The organism is Streptomyces sp. NPDC059452, assembly GCF_042750035.1.
In the GTDB taxonomy this organism is placed as follows: Bacteria; Actinomycetota; Actinomycetes; order Streptomycetales; family Streptomycetaceae; genus Streptomyces.
The window spans coordinates 42,689-49,695 of the sequence record NZ_JBHYVE010000044.1 but is presented as its reverse complement, the minus strand read 5'-3'; the positions used below and the strand labels follow the sequence as shown (position 1 = coordinate 49,695).

At 72.2% G+C, this 7,007-nt stretch carries 7 protein-coding genes and 1 pseudogene; 3 read left to right on the top strand and 5 right to left on the bottom strand.

The genetic code is table 11. From position 1 onward, the window contains the following. Positions 1–938: methyltransferase (locus ACFW9Z_RS34260; RefSeq protein ID WP_384647204.1), on the bottom strand; the 938-nt coding region annotated here is incomplete at its 3' end. Between the two features lie 214 nt (positions 939–1,152). Beyond that, on the bottom strand, positions 1,153–1,365 hold the full coding sequence (locus ACFW9Z_RS34255) for a hypothetical protein (RefSeq protein ID WP_384647201.1): 213 nt from the start codon (positions 1,363–1,365) through the stop codon (positions 1,153–1,155). A gap of 79 nt (positions 1,366–1,444) precedes the next feature. On the opposite strand from ACFW9Z_RS34255, the pseudogene ACFW9Z_RS34250 reads away from it, so the two are divergent. Together ACFW9Z_RS34250 and ACFW9Z_RS34245 are read left to right on the top strand one after the other, a co-directional pair. Next, positions 1,445–1,540: pseudogene (locus ACFW9Z_RS34250) on the top strand (muramidase); the annotation flags it as partial. A 202-nt stretch (positions 1,541–1,742) separates the two neighbouring features. Continuing rightward, positions 1,743–2,561, top strand: coding sequence for an endonuclease I family protein (locus tag ACFW9Z_RS34245; protein ID WP_384647199.1), 819 nt, complete (start codon positions 1,743–1,745; stop codon positions 2,559–2,561). A 12-nt stretch (positions 2,562–2,573) separates the two neighbouring features. Here ACFW9Z_RS34245 and glsA read toward each other — a convergent pair whose 3' ends face one another. Continuing rightward, positions 2,574–3,926, bottom strand: coding sequence for a glutaminase A (gene glsA, locus ACFW9Z_RS34240; protein WP_384647197.1), 1,353 nt, complete (start codon positions 3,924–3,926; stop codon positions 2,574–2,576). Between the two features lie 10 nt (positions 3,927–3,936). After that, complete coding sequence (locus tag ACFW9Z_RS34235) at positions 3,937–4,530, bottom strand: hypothetical protein (RefSeq protein WP_384647194.1); 594 nt, start codon at positions 4,528–4,530, stop codon at positions 3,937–3,939. Positions 4,531–4,727: 197 nt separating this feature from the next. Between ACFW9Z_RS34235 and ACFW9Z_RS34230 the strand changes: the two genes are divergently transcribed. Continuing rightward, complete coding sequence (locus ACFW9Z_RS34230) at positions 4,728–5,843, top strand: chemotaxis protein (protein ID WP_384647192.1); 1,116 nt, start codon at positions 4,728–4,730, stop codon at positions 5,841–5,843. 156 nt (positions 5,844–5,999) lie between these two features. Here the strand turns inward: ACFW9Z_RS34230 and ACFW9Z_RS34225 are convergent, their stop codons facing one another. Then, positions 6,000–6,959, bottom strand: coding sequence for a D-2-hydroxyacid dehydrogenase family protein (locus ACFW9Z_RS34225; RefSeq protein ID WP_384647190.1), 960 nt, complete (start codon positions 6,957–6,959; stop codon positions 6,000–6,002). Between the last annotated feature and the right edge of the window lie 48 nt (positions 6,960–7,007).

Sequence of the window (7,007 nt, the reverse complement as noted above, 5' to 3'; positions counted from 1 at the left end):
GGCACCAGGTCCATGCTGCCCGGGGCCAGGTCGGCGAGTCCGTCGCCGACCAGGAAGTCCGCCTTCGCGCCTTCCGGAGCGCCCAGGCGGAACGTCTCTTCGGCGGAGGCGACGGCCCCGTACGACTCGTCGACGAAGGTCACGTGCGCGTCGGGGTTGGCGATCGCCGCGGAGAGACCGAGGACCCCGTTGCCGCAGCCCAGGTCGGCGACCTTGACGGGGCCGCCGCGGGTGGGCAGGTGCTTCAGGAAGAAGCGGGTGCCGATGTCCAGGCGCTCGGCGCAGAAGATCCCGGCGTGGTTGACGGCGGTGCGGCCGGCGACGGGGCCGACGTCGCCGGGCAGCTCGTAGCGGTACGGCCACGAGCTGGGTGTACGCGGCAGCGCGGGGTCCGGGGTACAGAAGATGAGCCGCGCCTTGCGCACCGCCAGGGAGGTGCGGGTCGGCCCGATGATCCGCTCGAAGAGCTTGAGGGTGGAGGTGTGGATCTCCTTGACCATGCCGGTGCCGATGACCACCGTGCCCGCGTGCAGGGCGGGGGCGATCCGGTGGAGCTGGTCCTCCAGGAAGGCCAGGGACTTGGGCACCCGGACCAGGAGTACGTCGATCCGGTCCGGCGGGGTGTCGCGTGAGGACAGCGTCGTCACGGAGTCCGGGTCCAGGCCGTTGCGGCCGAGGTTGGCCAGGGTGGCGCGCCGGGCCAGGTAGGAGTCGCTGATCTGGACGGGCCGGTGGGCGGCCAGCGCGGTGGCCAGGGCACCCCACCGGTCCCCCACGACGGCAACCTCGCCCGTGAGGTCGACGGGGCCCGTCTCGGGGTCCGTCAGCTGCCGGAGCAGGTATTCGTCGGCGGCGTCCCATGCCCGGAAGGGATCGCTCGGGTGCTCGGGGAAGCGGGCAAGCTCGAAAGTGCCCTGTGAGGTCGTCAAACGGTTCATATGTCACTCAGGCTAACCGAGGGAACCGGGGGCGCCCCACACGCTCCCCGGCCCCTCGGCCCCATCGCCACGGGGTCCCGGCCGGTCGGGCCCCCGGGCGGGCCTGCCCCGTCGGCCTCCGGACGGGGCGGTGGGCTCCGTCCGGGCAGCCGCGTGTCGCGGTCGGGGCAGCCGTGTGCCGTGGTGTCAGGGCAGCGGTGTCGGAGCAGCCGTGTCAGGGCAGCCGTTTGTCGAGGGTGGAGCGGCCCTCGTCCGCCAGTTTGCGCCGCGCCCACTCCAGGGTCTCGGGCGTCACGTCCCGCCCGGAGGCGAGCACCACGTCCTCCGCGCTCGGGCTGTCGCTCGCGCCCGTGTGCAGAAGCCGGTCGGGGGTGATGCCCCGCACCTCGGGCACGGCCGCGGATACGGATTCGGGGTCTTCGCTCATGCCGACTCCTCCTCGTCCTTGCGGCAATTCTCGCGCCGCACGGGCCGGGCCGCATCCGAGACGCCCGCCACCCGGGAGAGCGAAGCGGCGGATCCACCGGTACACCGACGACCCCCTCGACAGGAACGTGGCGGACTTCGGCTCGGTCCGGGCCCTGCGTGACTGGGCCACCGGGCAGTACCCGCCCCCCCGGCCCGAAGGCGCAGGGGCCGGACGAGGACTCACCTTGACCTGCACATGATAGGTACACAGCGTTCACACCCGGGTCACGGTGCGTGTGGAAGGCTCCCGCGTACCAGATATCGCACGGCCACCCCGACGAACGCCCCCACCCAGGGCCGGTGTCGTGGTGCCCGCGTTCCGAGAGGACACCCCACATGTCCCGTCGCCATCAGGTCTACGCGCGTCCGCTACTGGCCACCGCAGCCGCCGTCGCCCTCCTCGCGGGCACCGCGGCCGCCGCCCCCGCCGACACCCCGCCCGACCGCTCCGCCACCCTCGCCGCCGTACTCGACGACACGTACTACCGGGACGCCATCGGCAAGACCGGTGGAGAGCTCAAGGCCGCCCTGCACACGATCATCAGCGACCAGACCAAGCTCTCCTACAGCCAGGTGTGGGACGCCCTGAAGGCCACCGACGAGGACCCGGCCGACCCCTCCAAGGTGGTCCTCCTCTACACCGGGCGCTCCCAGTCCAAGAACGACAACGGCGGCAACGCCGACCAGTGGAACCGGGAGCACGTCTGGGCCAAGTCGCACGGCGATTTCGGTACGGCCACGGGCCCGGGCACCGACATCCACCATCTGCGCCCCGAGGACGTCTCGGTCAACTCCGCCCGGGGCAACAAGGACTTCGACAACGGCGGCAGCGAGCTGGGCGAGGCCCCCGGCAACTACACCGACGGCGACTCCTTCGAACCGCGTGACGCGGTCAAGGGGGACGTCGCCCGCATGATCCTCTACATGGCGGTGCGCTACGAGGGCAACGACTCCTTCGCCGACCTCGAACCCAACGACCAGGTGAACAACGGCTCCGCCCCGAGGATGGGCAAGCTGTCCGTGCTGAAGCAGTGGAGCGAGCAGGACCCGCCGGACGCCTTCGAGAAGCGGCGTAACGACGTCATATTCGAGCGGTTCCAGCACAACCGCAACCCGTTCATCGACCACCCCGAGTGGGTCGGGGCCATCTGGTAGCCCCCTCCCGGGTCAGGCCTCACCGGCCAGGGCCTGCGCGCTGCCCTCCACGGCCGCCTCGCGGGTGGGGTAGCGCGGCAGGTCCTGGCCGATGCCCTCCCGGACCTCGTCCGGCGGGCCCAGCAGGTCGCGCGGGTCGACGATCGCGACGCGCCTGCCGTCGGCGGAGAGCCGGCCCAGCCCCGTGTGCAGCATCCCCAGGCCGACGGAGTCGACGGCGGTGACGTCGTGCAGGTCGAGCACGACAGGGCTCTCCTGGTCCGGCCCCGACTCGTCCAGGGCGTAGAGCACCCGCTCGGCGGCCGTGAAGTCGATGGACCCCTGCGCGGCGACCACGCCGACCTGCTCGTGCAGGACCCTCTCGTGATCGGCCGAGGGCGCGGACGGCAGGTCGTCGGCCGTGGTGACGAGGCTGACGGTGGAGCCGGGCAGCGCGGGGTTGAGCATCAGATGGAGCCCGTACCGCTCCGAGAGCGCCCGCAGTGCCGCCTGGCCGCGTACCGAGTTGCCTGCGGTGTCCAGCGGCGGGCTGTAGGTGGCGAGGCCGAAGCGGGCGGGGCCGACCGCGATCAGGCCGCCGGAGACCCCGCTCTTGGCGGGCAGCCCGATCCGCAGCAGCCACTCCCCCGAACCGTCGTACATCCCGCAGGTGGCCATCACGGCGAGCACCCGGGCGGTGACCTCCGCCGAGACGACCTGCTCGCGCGTGACCGGGTTGAACCCGCCGTACGCGAGGGTCGCGGCCATCGTGGCGAGGTCGAGGGCGGTGACGCGTACCGCGCACTGACGGAAGTACCGGTCCACGGCCAGGACCGGGTCGACGGGCATGGTGCCGGTGGCGCGGATCAGATAGGCGAGCGCCCGGTTGCGGTCACCGGTCATCGATTCGGAGCTGAACACCTCCTCGTCGACGTCCAGTTCACGCCCGGCGAAGCGGCCGAGACAGTGCAGGATGCGCTCGAAGGCGGGTTCGTCGGGGGCGTCGGGGATCAGGGCGGTGGTGACGATGGCCCCGGCGTTGACCATCGGGTTGGCGGGCCGGCCGGTGCCGGGTTCGAGGCTGATCGCGTTGAACGCGTCGCCGCTCGGCTCGGCGCCCACCCACCGGCTCACCTCGTCGAGGCCGAGCACGGAGAGCGCGAGGGCGTAGATGAACGGTTTGGAGACCGACTGGATGGTGAAGGGCACGTCGGCCTCGCCCGCGCTGTAGCAGTGGCCGTCCATGCTGACCAGGGCCAGCCCGAAGGCCTCCGGGTCGGCCAGGCCCAGCTGCGGGATGTAGTCGGCCGGACGGCCGCCCGGCAGGTCGCGGAATTCGGCGCGCATCCTGTTGAGGGAGTCGGTCACCGCGTCGGAAGCACTCATCGCCGCCCCCTCAGCCGCGCTCGGCCTGGGCGACCCGGGGGAAGGTCTTCACCCCGGCGGCCTTGCGGCTGTTGGCCTGGGCGTCGACCGTACGGTCCGGCGGGGCGTCCTCCACCCCGACGACCACGGTGTCCAGGACCTTGTCCTCCGCGTCGACGAACTCCACCTTGACGGCGTAGAAGGCGGGTTCGTCCGTGGGGTTGGTGATCCGGACGCGGGCGCTGCGGACGTCCTCCGAAGCGGTGACGGGCAGTCCGCTCACCGAGACGTCGCCCACCGCGTTGCCCCGGCCCTGGACGCCTTCGAGCTGTTCGGCGGCCTTCCGCCGGACGCGTTCGGTCTCGGCGGAGACGGAGGCGGCGAAGCTGCGCTGGGTGCGCGGGCTCTCCTCCGTGGACGGCGACCCCTCCGGTTCGGCGTGCGGGCTCCCGGACGGCGATTCCCCGTGCTCGGAGTGTTCCGGCGTGAGCGTCCGCACGCTGCGGGAGGTGCCCTCACTGGTGGTGTCGGAGTCGCAGGCAGCCGTGGAGGCGGCGAGCAGGGCGGCGGCGGCCACGGCGGGGACCAGGAGACGGGCCCTACGGCGGTGGAGGTTCGCTTTCACGGACGGTCCGTCCAATCGAGGGATGTCGGGGGATGAGGAGAGAACGACGGGGAACGAGGAGGCCGCGAGCACGGGCATCGCGCGCCCTCCGGCAGCCGATGATCACCAACTCGCCCATATTAGGATCAAAAGGTATGTATTGACTCGTCGAAGCATCCGCTTCATACGGGAGCGGGTTAAAGCCCTGGGAGGGAACGATGGACACGGACGCCCTGACCGCCGGCCTGTTGCGGGAGCTGCGGGCGACCCGGCCCTATCCGGCCCTGTCCCTGACGATGCCGACCCACCGCACGGCCCCGGACAACGCCCAGGACCCGGTGCGGCTGCGCAACCTGGTGGCGGAGGCGGTCCACCGTCTGGAGGCCGATCCGCAGGTGAGCCGGGAGACGGCCGCCGCGATCCGGGCCGAGCTGGACCGGGCGGCCGACGAGGTGGACCCGCGCCGGGCCCTGGACTCGCTGGTCGTCCTCGCCACGGCCGACGAACACCAGGTCTGGCAACTTCCGCGTACCGCACCCGAACGGGTGGTGCTGAGCGACAGCTACCTGACCCGCAACCTCGTCGCCGCCAAGGCCCAGGCCCGTCCGTACTGGGCACTCACCGTCGCCGCCGACCACGCCACCCTATGGAACGGCACGGACGGAGGTATCGAGGTACGGGAGACCGGCGGATTCCCCCTCACCGCGCCGAAGGAGCCGCCCAACCCGCAGCGCGAGGAGCGGATCGGGGACACCCCGAGCACGTTCACCGACGAGGACACGCGGAACTTCTTCCGTACGGTCGACGAGAAGCTGCGGGCCCTGCTGGCCTCCGACCCGCGTCCGCTGTACGTGATGGGGCTGGCGCCCGCCCTCTCGCTGCTGGACGACGTCGGCGAGAGCGTGAAGGCGGCCGCCGGCCGCGTCGCCAAGGGCGCACCGGCCGATCTGCCGCCGGCCGAGGTCCTCAGGGAGCTGCGGCCCGCGCTCGACGAGGGGGCCCGGCAGACCACGGCCGAGGTCGAGCGGCGCCTCGACAACGCGCGCAGCGCCCACACCTTCGCCGGCGGGCTCGACGAGGTGTGGACAGCGGTCCGGGAGGGCCGGGTGGGACTCGTGACGGTGGAGGAGCACTACCAGACCACCGTCCGGGTGACCGACGAACACCTGGATCCGGTCCCCGAGGGCACCACGCCCGCCGAGGACCCGCAGATCCGCGAGGACATCGTGGACGAGCTGATCGAGGCCGCGCTGGACGGCGGGGCCGACGTGGTGTTCGTCGCGGACGACTCACTGGCCGAGCACGGACGGATCGCAGCGGCGCTCCGGTTCTGACGGCCGGTTCTGACAGCTGGTCCTCACCGCCGGTCCCCACCGCCGGTCCTGACGGCCGGTCCTGACGGCCGGTCCTGACGGCCGGTCCTGACGGCCGGATCCGACGAACGTCGGCTGTACGAGGCCGTCTCCGTACGCGACCGTACGGAGGCGGCCTCAGCCGATCCGCCGGACCGGTGCCCCGTCCAGGAACGCCCGGATGTTCTCAACCGCCTGGCCGTAGTACGTGGCGTAGTTGGCGCGGGAGACATACCCCAGGTGCGGGGTGGCCAGCAGGCGCGGGGCGGTGCGCATCGGGTGGCCGGGCGGCAGGGGCTCGACGTCGAACACGTCGATCCCGGCCCCGGCGATGGTCCCGGCGTGCAGGGCCGCGAGCAGGGCGTCCTGGTCGACGATGGCGGCCCGTGAGGTGTTGACGAGGTAGGCGGTGGGCCGCATCCGGGCGAGCTCGGCGGCGCCGATCAGGCCGCGCGTGCGCTCGCTCAGAGCCAGGTGTACGGAGACGAAGTCGGCGGCCTCCAGCAGCTCTTCCCTGGACGCGGCCAGCTCGGCCCCGACCTCCTCGGTGCGTTCCTTCGTGAGGTTCTGGCTCCAGGCGACGACCTCCATGCCGAAGGCCCGGCCCACCTGGGCGACCCGGCTGCCGATCTTCCCCAGGCCGAGCAGGCCGAGGGTCCTGCCGTGCAGGTCGGCGCCGAGGGTGGACTGCCAGGGGCCTTCCGTGCGCAGGCCGTTGGCCTCGGGGACGATCGAGCGGGCGAGGCCGAGCAGCAGGGCCCAGGTGAGCTCGACCGGCGGGGTGGAGGAGCTGGCCGTCCCGCAGACGGTGACACCGTGCCGCTCGGCGGCGGCGAAGTCAATCACGGAGTTGCGCATACCGGAGGCGATCAGCAGCCGGAGCCGGGGCAGGCGCGCGAACACCTCGGCCGGGAACGGGACCCGTTCGCGCAGGGTGACGACGATGTCGAACTCCGCGAGGGCGGCGGCCACTTCCTCGGCCGAGCCCAGGTGCTCGGTGAACGTGACGACTTCCACGTCGGGGGTGACGGGCGACCAGTCGGCGACGGTGGTGGCGGCGGACTGGAAGTCCTCGATCACGGCGCAGCGCAGCTTCATGAAGGCTCTCTCTCGCGAGGCGGGGCGGTCGGACGCCCTCCATGATCA

Excerpts from the sequence above, each read along its gene's own strand:
- ACFW9Z_RS34255 (WP_384647201.1), bottom strand. The coding sequence starts at position 1,365 with ATGAGCGAAGACCCCGAATCCGTATCCGCGGCCGTGCCCGAGGTGCGG.
- ACFW9Z_RS34245 (WP_384647199.1), top strand. The coding sequence starts at position 1,743 with ATGTCCCGTCGCCATCAGGTCTACGCGCGTCCGCTACTGGCCACCGCA.
- glsA (WP_384647197.1), bottom strand. The coding sequence starts at position 3,926 with ATGAGTGCTTCCGACGCGGTGACCGACTCCCTCAACAGGATGCGCGCC.
- ACFW9Z_RS34230 (WP_384647192.1), top strand. The coding sequence starts at position 4,728 with ATGGACACGGACGCCCTGACCGCCGGCCTGTTGCGGGAGCTGCGGGCG.
- ACFW9Z_RS34225 (WP_384647190.1), bottom strand. The coding sequence starts at position 6,959 with ATGAAGCTGCGCTGCGCCGTGATCGAGGACTTCCAGTCCGCCGCCACC.